Source organism: Candidatus Stygibacter australis, assembly GCA_030765845.1.
In the GTDB taxonomy this organism is placed as follows: Bacteria; Cloacimonadota; Cloacimonadia; order Cloacimonadales; family TCS61; genus Stygibacter; species Stygibacter australis.
Genome location: JAVCDJ010000278.1, coordinates 1 through 15,326 on the forward strand (window position 1 = coordinate 1; position 15,326 = coordinate 15,326).

Sequence of the window (15,326 nt, forward strand, 5' to 3'; positions counted from 1 at the left end):
ATCCAATCTTGAACAAAAAAAAGCCCGTCTTCCGACGGGCTCTATATTTATTGCTCAGCTTATATCAGCTTCGTTTGCGGTTCAAGTCATCCAGCTCTTTGCGTAAGGAGGTTAATTCCAGCCGCAGTACCACGGACTGCATCAGGTTTTTTACCAGGCTGTTCACCTGGATATATTTGATAGGTTTATGCAAAAATGCACTGGCTCCCAGCTCATAACACTTGCTGATATCCTCATCAGTGCCATATCCTGTGATTATTATCACTGCAAAACTGCTGTTCTCATCCGGTTCCAGGCGTTCCAGTAATTCTACGCCATCTTTGCCGGGCATCCTCAGATCAAGAATTACTATCTGCGGTTTATGAATTTGAAATAGCATCAATCCCTCATCCGCACTAAAGGATGAGATTATCTCATAATCAAGATCATTCAGAGCCGTTTTGATCTGAATGTGATTATCTTCCATATCATCTATTATCAATACTCTATTTTCGCTCATGTTTCCTCACATATTCCTGCTCTCTTATGAGACTTTTTTATCCAATCCATTTTTAATGTCAATAATAAATTCTCAGCTCTCCCCCATTTCACATCACAAATTCAGCTTATAAAATATGAATGATAAATCAATTATCATGCACGTTTTCACTCCCAGAATCGTTATACTCTCATTTCCCTTCATTATCACTCAGTTCACAATGTTAACCCTGTTTACTATCTTCACAAATCCTGATTATTCTTTCTCTTCAATCCTTTTCTGTTTCTCCCTGGCTTCACCCCTTCATTTAATTTTACATTCTTGTCCGCCTAGGTGGATTACATTATCTTATATTAAATCGCACCTTCGCCCCCTCTCATCTTCTCATCTTCGTTTTTCCCCAGCTCTGATTACATTACACATTTAATTTTACATTTTACATTTTCAATTTTCAATTATTCCTCTCCCTCACCCATTCTCACCATCTCCACACCTTTCTAACTATCCCTTCTCAAAAATATTATCTGTTTCACTTTGAGAAACCTTAATTATTTTCTTTAGAAGTAAAATTTGCTGGGATTATTTTTTATTCGAAGGATGTTATTAAGAAGTTATCGGGAAGTAATCCGGTTAGGTAATAAGAAATATTTTTAGGACAATTCATAGAAATAGCTGAGCATAAGAAATAAATCTTGACATATATAAATACTGCGTAAGAAGTTGGACAGAGTTTATAGAAACCATATAAAATAAAAAATATGTGTTACAATTAAGGAGAATGTATGGATCAAGCAAATAACCTGTTTGAGATGAAATTGAACGAATTGCAGGCAGTTGCCAAAGAGATGGAAATCGCCAGCACCGGAATGAAAAAGACCGATCTGATTCACAAGATATTCGAGATGAAAGCAATGCAGGAAGGTCTTGCATTTGTTATCGGAGTATTGGAAATAGTCGATGATGGTTATGGTTTTCTGCGTTTTGTAGAAAATAGTTACACCCCGGGACGTAATGACATTTATGTGTCAAACAGCCAGATCAAGAAATTTGGCTTGAAGAAAGGTCACGTGGTTTCAGGACCAGTACGCGCACCTAAGGAAGAAGAAAAGTATTTTGCCCTGATCAGAGTGGACTCTGTTAATTATGAGAATCCCATGTCAGCCCGTGAAGCCAAAAGCTTTGACCGGCTAACGCCTTATTTCCCTGAAGAAATATTGGATTTGGAATCTGACCCCAAGGATCTTTCCACCCGTATCATCAATTTATTTACTCCAATCGGAAAAGGTCAGCGTGGACTTATCGTTGCTGCTCCCAGAACAGGAAAAACCGTTTTGATGCAAAAAATGGCAAATGCCATTTTAACTAATCACAAGGAAGTTTATGTAATTGTATTACTGGTGGATGAGCGCCCTGAGGAAGTAACTGAAATGAAACGTAATATCATTCCAGAGAATTCAGAAGTGGTTTCCAGTACTTTTGATGAAACCCCGCGTAATCATATTCAGGTGGCAGAAATGACCATTGCCAAGGCAAAACGCATGGTTGAGCTTGGTGGTGATGTGGTTATCATGCTTGATAGTATCACCCGTCTTGCCAGGGCTTATAATATGGCTACCCCATCCAGTGGAAAGGTGCTTTCCGGTGGTTTGGATTCCAATAGTATCCATCGTCCCAAGAAATTCTTCGGAGCAGCCAGAAACGCTCTGGAAAAAGGCAGCCTCACAATTATCGCAACTGCACTGGTAGATACCGGCAGCCGCATGGATCAGGTCATCTTTGAAGAATTCAAAGGAACCGGTAATATGGAGCTGGTGCTTGACCGCACGATAAGTGATCTTCGTCTTTATCCAGCAGTTGATCTTATCCGTAGTGGAACCCGTAAGGAAGAATTATTGCTAAGTGAAGAAACCCGTAACCGGATGTTCGTCCTGCGCAAATTCCTCAAAACCATGAGTCCTATTCAGGGAATAGAAATGCTTCAAAGCAAAATGAGTGTTACTGAAAATAATAAAGAATTCCTTAACTCCATGAGCCGTTAATAGACCTATAGATCAAATGGAATTACTATCCCCCGCCGGAGATATCCATAAATTGCAATATGCTTTGGCATACGGGGCAGATGCTGTGTATGCTTCAGGCAAGAATTTTGGTTTGCGGAGTCACAGCCGTAATTTTGACCGCAGTGAACTATCCCAGGCAGTGCAGACGGTTCATGCCGCAGGCAAAAAGATTTATATCACAGTCAATATCTATGCCCACAATAAAGAAATAGCTAATCTGGAAGAATATCTGCGATTCCTTGCTGAACTGCAGGTGGATGCCCTTATCATCAGCGATCCGGGTGTTATGATGCAGGCTCGGATCCATGCCCCGCAAATACCAGTACATATCAGCACTCAGGCAAATGTAACCTCCTGGAGTGCCGTAAAATTCTGGCAGCAGGCTGGAGCAAAAAGGATCATCCTGGCACGCGAACTGGGTATCGATGAAATCTCTGAGATCAAGCAGCGCGTTCCTGAGATGGAGCTTGAGATGTTCGTGCATGGTGCCATGTGCATGAGTTATTCCGGACGCTGCCTCTTGAGTGCCTATCTAAATGGCAGACATGCTAATCTGGGAGATTGCAGTCAACCCTGCCGCTGGGAATATTATCTGAAAGAAAAAAGCCGTCCAAATGAAGAATTCACTATCGAAGAAGACCAATATGGTAGCTATATCTTAAATTCCCGTGACCTTTGCCTCATAGACAGGATGACCGAAATTGCCCAGGCCGGGGTGGATTCCATCAAGATCGAAGGCAGGATGAAAAGCCTTTATTACGTGGCCAATGTTACCCGCATCTATCGGGAAGCCGTGAGGGCTGTGCAGCAGAACAAAGCTATTGACCCTGAACTGCGCCATGAACTGGAAAAAGTGAGTCACCGTGTTTATAGTGAAGGCTTTTTTGAGGGATTGAACAGCATGGAAAAACAGTATTATGATTCATCGGCATATATCAGAAATTATCAGTTTCTGGGTGAAATAACTGAGCATGAGAAGAACTGGATATCAGTTAACGTGAAATCAAAATTCAGCTCCGGTGAAGAGATCGAGCTGGTGTTTCCTGACCGCAGTCAGGATAGAAAAATGTTAGTAACAAATATGATAAATGAAGAATCTGAGCAAATTTTCTTTACAAAACCCAACACTGTAGTAAAGATTGAGATTGAGGGTAAATGCCCTGCACAGGGGATATTAAGGAAAAAGATTGAAAAGAAATAAACCCAGGAGTTAGTATGTCACGAAAGGTTTTGCTTCTATTAGCTTTGATATTTTTAAGTCTAACCCTGTGGGGTGAATCCCGCATGGAAAAGCTCTATAATCAGGCAATTTCACGTATCCGGGAAGATGATTATGTGAAAGGATTTCAAGAGATCATCAAAGAAGATAAAGATGGTAAATATGGAAATCTTGCCCGGTTTGAACTGGCAAAATATTTTCTGCTGCGTCGAGATTATGAGGAAGCAGATAAATACCTGAAAAACTGCTCCAAGAAATATGTCCCGGATCGTGATTACTGGATGGGTCAAAACCTCTTTGGCTGGGGAAAATATGATAAAGCTATTATGATATTTGATGATTATATCATCAATTCAGATAATTATAATAATATTGAAACCAGTTACTTGTATATTTCCGAAGCTTATATTCGCATGCTGGAATACTATAAAGCGCTTAATACTCTGGATGAATTAACCAAAGGTCGCTATCTGAGACAGCAAAAAGCTCTGGTATTTTATAAAACCGGTAGTACTCAGGAGAAAGTGGGAAACTATCAGGCTGCCATGGAAATGTATGACAAAATGAAGATTGAATTTCCCTATCATCCTTTGACTTTTAATGCTACTGACAGGATCAATGATATTACCTCACAAGGTCTGGCGGAAGTAGAATCTATGCCCCCGGTCGAATCTGAACCTGAACCAGAACCGGAAATGGCAAAAGCAGAAATGCCAAAACCACTTCCAGAACCTAAGCCTGAACCTAAACCTGAGCCGAAACCGGAACCAGAACCTGAGCCGAAATTTAAAGGTATGTTCCTGCAGGTGGGTGCATTTATCAAAGATTATAATCTTACGCGCAGAGTTGCGTTGCTGGAATCAATGAGCTATAATGTAAATCTGGATCCGGTAAATACCAGGCAGGGCATGCTTTATAAAGTGCTGGTGGGACCTTTTAAAACGGAAAGTGATTTACTGAAAGCCCAGAAAAAACTAAGGTCACAAGGGTTAGAGTGCTTTAAAACAGTTCGATAATTTTGAGGACTAAATAACAGGTCTGATGACTAAAAATATTAAACTAACTCCAATGCTGCGGCAGTTTATGGAGATAAAAGAAAAACACCCTGATAAACTTATCTTGTTTAGAATGGGTGATTTTTATGAAACCTTTTTTGATGATGCCCAGCGTGCAGCAAAACTATTAGGTATCACTCTCACCGCCAGAAATAAGAATAATGAAAATCCTGTCCCGTTAGCCGGTTTCCCCTATCATGCTCTGGATAATTACCTTGATAAACTGATAAAGCAGGGTGTGAAAGTGGTTATCTGTGAGCAGACCGAAGACCCGAAACAAGCCAAAGGTCTGGTAAAACGAGGGATCATTGATATTATTACCCCGGGTTCTGTGATAGATAGCAAGTTGATTGCTAAAAGTGATAATAATTTTCTGGCAGCGATCCATCCGGGAACTGAGGGTTTTTCAGGTATTGCCTTTATAGATGTTTCCACGGCGGAATTTATCTTCACAGAGATCCCTGATTCTGAGATAACTAACGAGGTTATGCGGCTGCTTCCCGCTGAGATCATTGTGACAAATGAAGAATATAAACAAAAGCTGGAAGAGAAATACAAGGATTCAAACATCACTTTCACCTTGTTTGAGAACTGGTATTTTGATGAACAGGAAGCTGATAAAATCCTCAAAGAGCACTTTGGCACTACCACCCTGGAAGGCTTTGGTGCTCATGATAAACCTCTAGGGAAAACAGCTGCCGGCATTGCTCTTGCCTATCTGAAAACTCTTAAGATTGATGCCCTTGATCATATCACTTCCCTGCATTATTATTCCCTTTCAGATTATATGCAGCTTGATGAAGTAACACGCAGAAACCTTGAACTTGTGCGCTCCATGCGCTATAGCACAGCCTATGGAAGTCTGCTTTCTATCCTTGATAAAACCCAAACTCCCATGGGGTCAAGACTGATCAAAAACTGGGTTTTGAATCCCCTGATCAAAAGAACTGAAATTGAAAAACGTTTTATGGCGGTTGCTGCTCTGAAAAATGATATAATTAGAACTGAAGAATTACGCATGGTGCTGGATAAGATTGGCGATCTCAGCCGTATCATCTCCAAAGTAGGCACCATGCGAGTTAATCCCAGAGAACTGATCGCTCTGCATAACTTTCTGCTTACAGCAGTTGAACTTCGTAATCTGCTGAGTGATTTTCAAGAGCCTACTATTAAGGAATTATATGCCAGTATCCAGAATTATGAAGCTATTACTGAATATATAGATAAAAGCATTCAACCTGAACCACCACTTGTGATAACTGAAGGAAATATCATCAAAGACGGCTATGAAGCGGGTTTGGATGAATTGCGTGAGATCAGCCGTAATGGTAAATCCTGGATTGCCCGGCTGGAAGCAGAAGAACGCAAAACTACCGGCATATCATCTCTCAAAGTTGGTTATAACCGTGTGTTTGGTTATTACCTGGAAGTTACTCAAGCGCATAAGGACAAAATCCCAGAGCACTATATTCGCAAGCAGACCCTCGTAAATTCCGAACGCTATATCAGCCCTCAGCTCAAAGAATATGAAGCAAAAGTACTGGGTGCCGAAGAACGGATAAAAAATCTGGAATATGAATTATATAACACTATCCGCAAGCATCTGCATGACCAGATCCCCTTGCTGCAGCAATTTGTGGATGTGGTTGCTCAACTGGATGTGTTCACCTGTTTTGGCTGGCTGGCATATTATAATGATTATGTGCAGCCGGAGTTTAGTGATAACGGTATCATGCAGATCACTGATTGCCGGCATCCGGTTATTGAGAAGCTGCTTACTGATGAACAGTATATTCCCAATGATGTGGAACTCAATAGCACAGATAATCGCATAGTCCTGCTTACTGGACCAAATATGGCAGGTAAATCTACATATTTAAGGCAAATAGGTTTGCTGGTGATCATGGCTCAAAGCGGTTGCTTTGTCCCCGCAAAATCTGCTCTCCTGCCCGTGTTTGATAAAGTATTCACCCGTGTGGGAGCTTCTGATAATCTGGCGATGGGTCAGAGCACATTTTTAGTTGAAATGCTGGAAACTGCCAATATCCTGAATTCTGCCACTTCTGATTCCCTGATACTTCTAGATGAGATCGGCAGAGGCACCAGCACATTTGATGGACTCAGCCTTGCCTGGTCTATCGTGGAATATATCCACAATCATCCCCGTCTGCAGGCAAAAACACTGTTTGCCACGCACTATCATGAGCTCACAGAACTGGAAAACCTGCTAACTGGCGTAAAGAATTATAATATCGCTGTTCAGGAATGGAATGATACTATAGTATTTCTTCGTAAGATCAAGCGTGGCAGTGCTGATCAAAGTTATGGGATTCAGGTAGCCCGTCTTGCTGGCGTGCCCAATGCCGTGATCTCTCGCGCAAAAGAAATTCTGGGTAATCTTGAAGAACACGAACTTAGTCCCCAGGGACTTAGCGGACAATCCAGAAGAAAGAAGAAGCAAAAAGAAAGTTCTCAGCTTGATATTTTCGATGCCATGGTTCAGCTTGATACTGAGAAAAATGAAATATTGGAAGAAATAAAGAAAATCGATGTGAATAACCTCACCCCTATAGAGGCTATCAATAAACTGGCAGAATTGAAAAAGAAACTCTAAACAAAGGAGTTAATATGAAAACGACAACTGGATTTCTGATCATCCTCCTGTTCGCTACTCTCATGATCAATGCTAATGATATTTCTGATCCTATCAATGATTTTGGCTTTGATCTATTGCGTCAGATAGATGCAGAAGATAATATTGTCATCTCACCTTACAGCGTTTTCACTGCCCTGGCAATGACTGCGGAAGGCGCTGATAAGGAAACACTTTCTCAAATGCGCTCAGTTCTTAAGCTTGATAAAAATATCACTACTGCTGAAAGCCTGGGTGCTCTGCAAAATTACCTCCTTACGCAATCTGGTGATAATGTGGAATTGAAAATTGCCAACGCTCTCTGGATGGCAAATAATTACAAGATCAGAGAATCCTTTATCAATAAAATAGAAATTGACTACCAGGCGGAACTTCACCAGTCAGATTTCTATGACCAGAAAATGGTCTTGCAGGAAATTAATCAATGGGTTGCAGGTAAGACTAATGATAAAATCCCTGAAATCCTGCAATATCTGAATCCCGCTAGCAAGCTTGTTCTGCTGAATGCAATTTATTTTAAAGCCAAATGGCAGCATAAATTCAATCCCAGATTCACAAAAAAAGAAGACTTTCATCTGAATTCTAATGAGATCATAAAGGCAGATATGATGCACATTACCAAAAGATTTAATTATTATGAGGATGATATCTTGCAGGCGGTCAGGATGAGATATGATGATAGCGATTATTCCATGCTCATACTTCTGCCCAAAGAATCTTCCCAGTTGCCTGATGCCTTAGGTAAACTGAATAAAGAATATTATAATGAAATAAACTCTAACTGGATTACCGGAAAATCTGTGATCGTGGCTCTTCCCAAATTTAAAATTGATTATTCCCGCATGTTGAATGATGATCTAATCGCCATGGGAATGCCCGTCGCATTTACATCTGAAGCAGATTTCAGCCGGATTAATGAGATGATGGATTTGGAAATCGGACAGGTACAGCACCGCGGTTTTATTGATGTGGATGAAACTGGCTCCGAAGCCGCTGCTGCCACAGCAGTAACCATGAAACTGAATTCAGCAGGACCTCCCAAAGATCAGTATGAGTTCACAGCAGATCATCCCTTCATCTTCCTGCTCCAGGAAAACACTCACAACCTGATCCTTTTCGCTGGGATTGTAAGTAATCCTGAGTAAGATCATGGAAAAAATACTGATAAGTGCCTGTCTGGCAGGAGTTAATTGTAAATATGATGGTGATAATAACCTTCATCCTGAAATAATGAAACTTGTCCAGTCCGGTGAAGCAATACTGGTTTGCCCTGAGCAGTTAGGTGGCTTACCCACTCCCCGTCTTGCCTCTGAAATTATTGGAGAAAATGTATTTAACAGCTCAGGAGAAGACGTTACAGCTCAATTTATCAAAGGAGCCCAGGAAACACTTCGGCTGGCAAAGCTATACGGCATCATCAAAGCCATCCTCAAAGAACGCTCCCCCTCCTGCGGAGTACATTACATCTATGACGGCACATTCTCCGGCAAAAATATAAAATGCTCCGGCTTCACCTGCCGCCTCCTGCAAGCAAATGGTATAAAAATCCTCAGCGAAGAGGAATTATAAAATTAAAAAGCCCCGGATAATTCCGGGGCTTTTATATATCAATAAGATTATTATCTTAACTGAATTTCAAGATTGATTTCTTAATACGCTCTACTGCATCATAGATTTCTTCTTCTGTGATCACCAGTGGTGGTGCAAAGCGGATTATATGCTGATGAGTTGGTTTGGCAAGCACACCATTCTTCTTCATCTCCACACACACATCCCAGGCTTCTTTGCCATTTGTGGGTTCAATGATGATAGCATTCAAAAGTCCTTTTCCCCGTACTGTTTTGATCATCGGGCTATCTATCTCTTCCATTAATTTACGGAATAATTTTCCTAGTCTTTCAGCATTTTCCGTCAGTTTCTCATCTCTGATAACTTCCAGTGCTGCTTTGGCAACAGTACATGCCAGCGGGAATCCACCAAATGTGGAACCATGTTCGCCGGGTTTGATGCACAGCATGATATCTTTGGAGGCAAGTACGGCTGATACCGGTAACACGCCACCAGAAATTGCTTTTCCTAAGATCACCATATCTGGATGGATTTCTTCCCAGTCACATGCCAGCAGACGTCCAGTACGTGCTATACCTGTCTGCACTTCATCAGCAACGAATAATACATTGTGCTGATGACAAAGATCAAGACACTTCTTCAGGTAACCATGTTCCGGCACAAAAACACCTGCTTCACCCTGAATAGGTTCGACAATAAAGGCTGCTACGTTGTCACCCTTTTCTGCCAGCAGTTTTGCCAGAGCATCGGTATCATTATAGGGTATGATCTCTATCCCTGGTGTAAATGGTCCATATTCATTATAGGCAACTGGATCTGTAGATGCGGATACAATACTAATAGTTCTGCCATGGAAATTATTTTCAGCAAAGATCAGAAGTGCTTCATTTTTTGGCACACCTTTCTTCTGATATGCCCATTTACGGCTCAGCTTCATAGCAGTTTCCACTGCTTCTGCTCCTGTATTCATCGGTAACACCATATCATATCCAAAATATTCAGTGATAAATTTCTCATATTCACCTAATTTATTATTGTAAAATGCCCGGCTGGTGAGGGTAAGTTCCTTTGCCTGATCAATAAGTGCCTGAATGATCACGGGATGGCAATGTCCCTGATTTACAGCGGAATATGCTGATAAAAAGTCATAATATTCATTCCCTTCCGGATCCCAGACTTTAGTGCCTTTACCTTTAGCTATCACTATTGGCAGTGGATGATAATTATGTGCACCATATTTGTTTTCCAGATCCATCGCTTCCTGGCTTCCGATTTTCCCATACTTCAATTCTGTCATAATACCTCCTTTGAAGTTCTGTTATTTTTTATTACAATAATATTAAAACTATCTTAATGTCAAATGATTTTTCTACTCAAAATCTTTATCTATAATTTCACTGATTTCTATCATTTACGTTCCATTATTATTACCTATCTAACCCTCTTCAGGTGGAACAACAAAGCACATAGTGACATTTTTTTGTTAGATTGTGCTTTGTTGTTCTGCCTTATAGGTGCTAAATTGTTTCTAAGAAGACGTTTGAATGACTATTTAGTGGATTTTAACTGGAATATCAAGGGAAATCATGAAATTCAGTGAAATTACTAATTTATTGATTTATATCAGTTTTTATTTAAGAGTACAGTTGTTCCCTTTAGTTAATGATATCCTTTGATCATACTTCGCTGTTCTCTCTTTTCAGGAAGATATCAGTGTCAAAAAGATAGCCGTTCTTGATCAGATTTCTGCCCCCAATAGTAATTTTTGCTGCGTGTGTGTGTACCCCCCCCAGAGATTCGTAAAAAGCTCTGGCAGGATTTTTTTCAAGACACCAAATGAGAAACTGCTTCCAACCCTCATGATGAAAATCAATTACAATCTGATCCAGCATCATTTTGCCAATGCCTTGCTTTTGATATTCCGGTAAAATGTACATGGCATAAACCTCAGCGTCATATAGCAGCTCTTCATCACGCAAGTTGCCACCAGTGATAAATCCGACTACAATATCATCCTTTTCTGCCACATAGAAATAATCACTCAGTTTCGCCATGCAGTTTTTCCAGTTATCCTGTGAGCGGCCATAGGACAGCTTGCCCAGAACGTAATTATCAATTATTCCTCTATAAGCATCCCGCCACGTATCCACATGAATATATGATATCTGCCTCAGGTCTTTGCAATCTGCTTTTCTGATCTTGATCATAATCTGCTCTCCCTGCTCATTTCATATAGCATTTCTATTTCTGCCTGCCACTTTTCCGATTCTGGTGTCTCTAATATCAGGGGAATTTCGTCAAATCTGTCATCCTGCATGATATATTCAAAACAGGTTTTGCCTATCAATCCTTCTCCAATTGAAGCATGACGGTCTTTGCGAGAGCCTAATTCGATCTTGGAGTCGTTAAGATGCATACCCCGCAGCCAGTTGAAGCCTACAATACTGTCAAATTCAACAAAGGTTTTCTGGCATGCGTCCTTAGTTCGCAGATCATAGCCAGCTCCAAAAGTATGACAAGTATCCAGGCACACTCCGATCCGGTCTTTATCATCCACCATTTCAATTATGCGGTTCAAATGCTCAAACCTGTATCCCATCCTTGTTCCCTGTCCAGCTGTATTCTCTATCACTATGCAAAGACTCTCGGTTTTCTGGTGGCAGATATTGATCGTTTCGGCACAGATCTGCAGGCAATCATCTTCTGAAACCAGTTTTTTATGAGCACCTGGATGGATATTCAAATACTTAAGCCCTAATGATTCGCAGCGTTTAATTTCTTCAATCAAAGAATTACGAGAGATTTTGAGCTTGTCTGACTCGGGACTGCCAATATTGACCAGATAGCTGGCATGGGGTAAAATAAAATCTGGAGTTATATCATATTGTTCACATCTTTGCTTAAATAATTGAATGTTTGCTTCTTCCAGAGGACTGGCAAACCAGCTTTTCTGGTTTTTAGTAAATAATGCAAATGCTTTTGCACCGATCTTTCTGGCATTCTCAGGGGCATTTTCCACACCCCCGCCTGCACTTACGTGCGCTCCGATATATTTCATAAAGTCTCCATAATTTCGTTCTTGTGTTTATGAAAATCTTACATTTCTTGTCAAGAATGGTTTTTTGGGGGAAGAAAAGACTTAGAGGACATAGCGGACTTAGTGAACGAAGTAAATATTGGTAACTGTCTCCGCTAAGTCCGCTGCATCCACAAAAATATTTTTTTGAACATGGACTGTAATAAATAGCATGTATCCCCCCGAAATTAAAATATTCTCAACAATATTAGAGTAAATTGAATTTATAACAAAAATATTAAATTACTTACATAACATCTTAGCTCCAGATAATATGACATCGACTAAAATAAACACAATAAAGAGCCAGGCCAGGAGTTTAGTTAAAGAAAAAGCAGGTAGAAATAATTTCAAGTAAATTTGTTTATATTTTGACTAATTTTAAATCAAATAATTGCACTTTAAAGCAAATTGCAATTGAATTTGATAAAAGTGTAACCGTTTATAAAACTAAAGGCTATTGAGAAGAAAGAATCAAACACAAAAAAGGTTACATTATATATCGATCAATTTAGTTGCTTCATCTAGGATGAAATTTACCATTGAAGAGTAATCTAAATGACCAGCAAGGTAATTATTGCGTATGATAATTATCAAGCAGAGATTATGTTTTTCCATAATAAAAGAAACCATTATGCTAACTTACTTTTAACCTTCTGGCAATATAGGAGCAACAAAGGGGCAAGAAGTAAGCAAGGCAAGGCGGCACGGCATGACATCTAAGTGTTATGCCGTTCAGCCTTGCACAACCTATAGGTTGCCCCTTTGTTACCAGTATGCTGCCAGTAAGCTTCTTTAATGCATACAGTGGGGCTTTTGAGGCAATCCAGATAATTTTCCGGAGCAATTTTGCCTTTGCGGCAGTGATATGAAATTTACTTACAAAAAGTAAGGTTATTTCTGCCTCTACACTATCAGAAATCTTAATGGGAGTAGAAAGACAATCATTTTTAAGGGACTAATTGTTTATAAATTATTCTGGTGAGTTGAGGATAAAATTCAGATGAAAACGGAGGGATGCCAGACTGTAATAAATAGTCATTGACAATTGAAAAGCCATGTACATAATCTGTAAGTTATTGAGAAAATTATTGAGGATAATTATGATAGAAAAAGTGATTAGACGCAAAAAGCTCACCGAACCAGATACTGATCTGAGATATTGGATGAGTAAAACCTGCGAGGAACGAATTGCGGCTTTAGAAACTATCAGAGAAGAATATAATTCCTGGAGATATAATGCTAAGCAAAGATTTCAAAGAGTTTATACAATTACTAAACGCAAACAAAGTTAAATATCTGATCGTTGGCGGATATGCCTTAGCGGTTTATGGATATCCGCGCTATACCAAAGATCTTGATGTCTGGATAAATAAATCGGTGGAGAAATAATTTTGCCCCTATATTTATCTTTTATTTAGGGTTTATTTCAATATTATCGCTTTTTTGTACATGCTGAATTCGGTGCTGCTTAGTTTATAGAAATATAATCCTGCTGCTGCTTCCTGACCTGTTACGGTTTTTCCATTCCAGTATATCTGATGTTCACCTGATGTCATTTCTCCTTGATATAGATCTGCTACTTTTTGTCCTTTCAGGTTATAGACTGTGATCTCAAGATCATTTACTGGTTCAGCTATGCTGAATTCCAGAGTAATCAGATCACGCTGCCCATTACCACGGAAAGGATTGGGATATACTACTGCTGAGGTGATCAGGGGTGCTACCTCGTCTTCATCAGCAGGTTGAGAGCTAACGGTTAAATTTACCGGAATGATCTCTTCATCTTGTTCCCAATTGATGATCAGGCTGCATGAATAATTACCTTCTTCCATGTCTGCTGTATCGAACATTAAGTTGATTATATCTGTTTCCATTGCCCAGAGGTCACCGCTAAATTGACTGGCAGTGATCCAGCCGACTAAATCACCATAGATTTCCAGCTCAATATCTCCAGAAACTGTATGCGGTTCTGCTCCAAAGCTATCACCCGTGATTGTCCAATCCAATAATGCGTTACCAGAAAAATCGGGTGCTACATTTACCTCCACTGTACAAAAAGCTGACTCATCATCATGAAGAACTCCCCAGCCATTTGATGTTTCTCCATACCATGATACCAGAGCTCCATTACCCTGTGCCCCCTCATATCTTATCAGTCCGCCAGAACCGCCCCAAAAATCTGTAGCTCCAATCACTTCAAAACCTTCTGGGAAGTCGATAGTAACGTTCTGGATCCATTCATCATCAGAACTGTTATTATATACTGTGAAATCAAGATCAATTGTTTCTCCGGGATTAAAGAACTGATCATCACAAATCACATAGCTGCCGGTTATATCTCGGCTTGTATCCTGGAATTCGATACTGTAATTGATCACACCACCACCTGTGTTCGTAAGCTGCAGCTCCTGGGTAGCAGTCGAATTTGCCGGCATTTCCATATTTATGACCTCAGGATCCACATCCAGAACAGGATACTGCTGCCCACCTGCGTAATAGACGTGAGGATCAGCTTCCCCTATCAAGGGATGAAAAGCAGAATGAGTTTCTTCGTCAAAAGCACTGATATAATAGGAAACCATTGATCCTTCTGGTTGCCCAGGAATCGTGGCTTCAAAAGTATTATCTTCCACATTGAGCATCAGCTCCTGCTGATATTCTTCCACCCCAATCCTGTAGTACAGGAATACTTCTTCATAGAGTATTTCTGCTCCACTGTAAGGAGTGATATCACAGGAAACGACAAGATCAACATCTACCGGCTGCTCATCCAGATAAGGTAAATGGTAGATATACAGCATTTCGCGATCTGCAATACCTATTACTCTGCAATGCAAAGCATCGGTGGATTCCCAGGGCTGGGGACCGCTGAAAACCCCAACAACAGTATAACCCGGCATTGCTTCTTCATAAACTGCCAGAACTTCATCATCATAAGACCCACCTGTAAGCGGCACATAAACATGATCATTGAGGATCAGTGCATTGGTATAAGGCTGGTCATTGGGAGAATATGCTCTATATACCTGGTATGTGTTACCATAGGAAGTGGTTTGATCTGCAAAATACTCCGCCACTGCCTCAATCTCGTCATATTGAGCATGAGTGGGCGGGACTTCTCTGATCAACACTTTATCGACATCCAGGAATTTACCCCAGCAATTTATATGGTCAATATAAGTATTATTAGGGTCATCTATCACGTAATAAGTT

Annotated in this window: 13 protein-coding genes; 8 read left to right on the forward strand and 5 right to left on the reverse strand. The window is 40.3% G+C overall.

Translation table 11 applies throughout. From position 1 onward, the window contains the following. Positions 1-64: 64 nt before the first annotated feature. Positions 65-499 carry a response regulator gene (locus tag RAO94_14225; protein ID MDP8323499.1) on the reverse strand — a complete coding sequence of 145 codons (435 nt, stop codon included), beginning with the start codon at positions 497-499 and terminating at the stop codon, positions 65-67. 761 nt (positions 500-1,260) lie between these two features. Here RAO94_14225 and rho point away from each other — a divergent pair. From rho to RAO94_14255, 6 genes are read left to right on the forward strand one after another with little or no spacing between them, the layout of a single operon-like run. After that, positions 1,261-2,517 (forward strand): transcription termination factor Rho, encoded by a 1,257-nt coding sequence (gene rho, locus RAO94_14230; GenBank protein ID MDP8323500.1) that lies wholly within the window; start codon positions 1,261-1,263, stop codon positions 2,515-2,517. A 16-nt stretch (positions 2,518-2,533) separates the two neighbouring features. Continuing rightward, complete coding sequence (locus tag RAO94_14235; protein ID MDP8323501.1) at positions 2,534-3,739, forward strand: U32 family peptidase C-terminal domain-containing protein; 1,206 nt, start codon at positions 2,534-2,536, stop codon at positions 3,737-3,739. A 14-nt stretch (positions 3,740-3,753) separates the two neighbouring features. Then, positions 3,754-4,773, forward strand: a complete 1,020-nt coding sequence (locus RAO94_14240; protein MDP8323502.1) for an SPOR domain-containing protein — start codon at positions 3,754-3,756, stop codon at positions 4,771-4,773. Positions 4,774-4,798: 25 nt separating this feature from the next. After that, a complete protein-coding gene (gene mutS, locus RAO94_14245; GenBank protein MDP8323503.1) occupies positions 4,799-7,426 on the forward strand; it encodes a DNA mismatch repair protein MutS in 2,628 nt (875 codons plus the stop codon). Positions 7,427-7,440: 14 nt separating this feature from the next. Further along, on the forward strand, positions 7,441-8,610 hold the full coding sequence (locus RAO94_14250) for a serpin family protein (protein MDP8323504.1): 1,170 nt from the start codon (positions 7,441-7,443) through the stop codon (positions 8,608-8,610). A gap of 4 nt (positions 8,611-8,614) precedes the next feature. Further along, entirely contained in the window at positions 8,615-9,034 is a 420-nt protein-coding gene (locus RAO94_14255; GenBank protein ID MDP8323505.1) for a DUF523 domain-containing protein, read from the forward strand. A gap of 55 nt (positions 9,035-9,089) precedes the next feature. Here the strand turns inward: RAO94_14255 and rocD are convergent, their stop codons facing one another. The 3 genes from rocD to nfo form a co-directional block, all read right to left on the reverse strand. Next, positions 9,090-10,331, reverse strand: a complete 1,242-nt coding sequence (rocD, locus tag RAO94_14260; GenBank protein MDP8323506.1) for an ornithine--oxo-acid transaminase — start codon at positions 10,329-10,331, stop codon at positions 9,090-9,092. Between the two features lie 379 nt (positions 10,332-10,710). Beyond that, positions 10,711-11,241, reverse strand: a complete 531-nt coding sequence (locus RAO94_14265) for a GNAT family N-acetyltransferase (GenBank protein MDP8323507.1) — start codon at positions 11,239-11,241, stop codon at positions 10,711-10,713. After that, positions 11,238-12,092: a deoxyribonuclease IV gene (gene nfo / locus RAO94_14270; protein ID MDP8323508.1), complete on the reverse strand. Its 855-nt coding sequence runs from the start codon at positions 12,090-12,092 to the stop codon at positions 11,238-11,240. Before nfo ends, RAO94_14265 begins: the two co-directional genes overlap by 4 nt. Before the next feature lie 746 nt (positions 12,093-12,838). Here nfo and RAO94_14275 point away from each other — a divergent pair. Both RAO94_14275 and RAO94_14280 read left to right on the forward strand, forming a co-directional pair. Continuing rightward, the gene (locus tag RAO94_14275; GenBank protein MDP8323509.1) at positions 12,839-12,982 is read left to right on the forward strand and encodes a hypothetical protein; all 144 of its coding nucleotides are present in this window, start codon (positions 12,839-12,841) and stop codon (positions 12,980-12,982) included. 231 nt (positions 12,983-13,213) lie between these two features. Next, positions 13,214-13,405 carry a hypothetical protein gene (locus tag RAO94_14280; protein MDP8323510.1) on the forward strand — a complete coding sequence of 64 codons (192 nt, stop codon included), beginning with the start codon at positions 13,214-13,216 and terminating at the stop codon, positions 13,403-13,405. A gap of 129 nt (positions 13,406-13,534) precedes the next feature. On the opposite strand, the gene RAO94_14285 is transcribed toward RAO94_14280, so the two are convergent. Further along, the coding region (locus RAO94_14285; protein MDP8323511.1) for an agmatine deiminase family protein at positions 13,535-15,326 on the reverse strand (1,792 nt) is incomplete at its 5' end.

Excerpts from the sequence above, each read along its gene's own strand:
- RAO94_14225 (MDP8323499.1), bottom strand. The coding sequence starts at position 499 with ATGAGCGAAAATAGAGTATTGATAATAGATGATATGGAAGATAATCAC.
- rho (MDP8323500.1), top strand. The coding sequence starts at position 1,261 with ATGGATCAAGCAAATAACCTGTTTGAGATGAAATTGAACGAATTGCAG.
- RAO94_14235 (MDP8323501.1), top strand. The coding sequence starts at position 2,534 with ATGGAATTACTATCCCCCGCCGGAGATATCCATAAATTGCAATATGCT.
- RAO94_14240 (MDP8323502.1), top strand. The coding sequence starts at position 3,754 with ATGTCACGAAAGGTTTTGCTTCTATTAGCTTTGATATTTTTAAGTCTA.
- mutS (MDP8323503.1), top strand. The coding sequence starts at position 4,799 with ATGACTAAAAATATTAAACTAACTCCAATGCTGCGGCAGTTTATGGAG.
- RAO94_14250 (MDP8323504.1), top strand. The coding sequence starts at position 7,441 with ATGAAAACGACAACTGGATTTCTGATCATCCTCCTGTTCGCTACTCTC.
- RAO94_14255 (MDP8323505.1), top strand. The coding sequence starts at position 8,615 with ATGGAAAAAATACTGATAAGTGCCTGTCTGGCAGGAGTTAATTGTAAA.
- rocD (MDP8323506.1), bottom strand. The coding sequence starts at position 10,331 with ATGACAGAATTGAAGTATGGGAAAATCGGAAGCCAGGAAGCGATGGAT.
- RAO94_14265 (MDP8323507.1), bottom strand. The coding sequence starts at position 11,241 with ATGATCAAGATCAGAAAAGCAGATTGCAAAGACCTGAGGCAGATATCA.
- nfo (MDP8323508.1), bottom strand. The coding sequence starts at position 12,092 with ATGAAATATATCGGAGCGCACGTAAGTGCAGGCGGGGGTGTGGAAAAT.
- RAO94_14275 (MDP8323509.1), top strand. The coding sequence starts at position 12,839 with ATGCCGTTCAGCCTTGCACAACCTATAGGTTGCCCCTTTGTTACCAGT.
- RAO94_14280 (MDP8323510.1), top strand. The coding sequence starts at position 13,214 with ATGATAGAAAAAGTGATTAGACGCAAAAAGCTCACCGAACCAGATACT.